1 protein-coding gene is annotated in these 1,179 nt (G+C 69.0%); it reads left to right on the forward strand.

The window, feature by feature from the left end:
* The coding region (locus GA0115259_RS34125) for a S1C family serine protease (RefSeq protein WP_107469348.1) at positions 1-1,076 on the forward strand (1,076 nt) is incomplete at its 5' end.
* Positions 1,077-1,179 lie beyond the last annotated feature (103 nt).

Genomic DNA, 1,179 nt, shown 5'->3' on the forward strand with positions numbered 1-1,179 from the left:
TGATCGCGGGCGGTATCGGCGGCGGAGTCGGCTACTGGGCCTCGGAGCGCAACGACGACGGCGGGGCCGGTTCGACGACGGTCGCCGCGGCGGACGCTCCTAAGGACGTCAAGCGCGAGTCCGGCACGGTCGCGGCGGTGGCCGCGAAGTCGCTCCCGAGCGTGGTCACCATCGAGGCGCAGGGCGGCAACGGCGAGGGCGGTACGGGCACCGGCTTCGTCTACGACAAGGAAGGCCACATCCTCACCAACAACCATGTGGTGGCCTCCGCGGCGAACGGCGGTGACCTGACCGCGACGTTCTCGAACGGCGACAAGTACGACGCCGAGGTCGTCGGCCGGGCCGAGGGCTACGACGTGGCGGTGGTGAAGCTCAAGAAGGCGCCCCCGGGTCTGACGCCGCTCCCGCTCGCCAACTCCGACCAGGTCGCGGTCGGTGACTCGACGATCGCCATCGGTGCTCCCTTCGGCCTCTCCAACACCGTGACCACGGGCATCATCAGCGCCAAGAACCGCCCGGTCGCCTCGGGTGACGGTTCCGGCGCCAGCAACTCGTACATGAGCGCCCTCCAGACCGACGCCTCCATCAACCCGGGCAACTCCGGCGGCCCTCTGCTGGACGCCCGCGGCGCGGTCATCGGCATCAACTCGGCCATCCAGTCGGCGGGCAGCGGCGGCCTGGGCCAGTCCCAGGCGGGTTCCATCGGCCTCGGCTTCGCCATCCCGATCAACCAGGCGAAAAACGTCGCCGAACAGCTCATCGAGACGGGCCAGCCGGTCTACCCGCTGATCGGTGCCACCGTCACGATGACCGAGGGCGGCGAGGGCGCCACCATCTCGCCCCAGGGCGAGGGCGGCACCCCGGCCATCACCCCGAACGGCCCGGCCGCCAAGGCCGGCCTCAAGGCGGGCGACGTCATCACCAAGTTCAACGACACCCCGATCGACAGCGGCCCCACCCTGATCGGCCAGATCTGGACCCACAAGCCCGGCGACAAGGTCACCCTCACCTACATCCGCGACGGCAAGGAGTCCAAGGTCCAAGTAACCCTGGGCGAACGCAAGGGCGAGAGCTAATCAGCCAGGCCGTTCTCCGTGTAGGCAAGGTGGGTTGCCCGAGCGGCCTAGGGCCTGTCTGACAAATGATCAACGAGCGGGTGCATGCTCGGTCCAACTACCT

Source organism: Streptomyces sp. MnatMP-M17, assembly GCF_900091995.1.
Classification (GTDB): domain Bacteria; phylum Actinomycetota; class Actinomycetes; order Streptomycetales; family Streptomycetaceae; genus Streptomyces.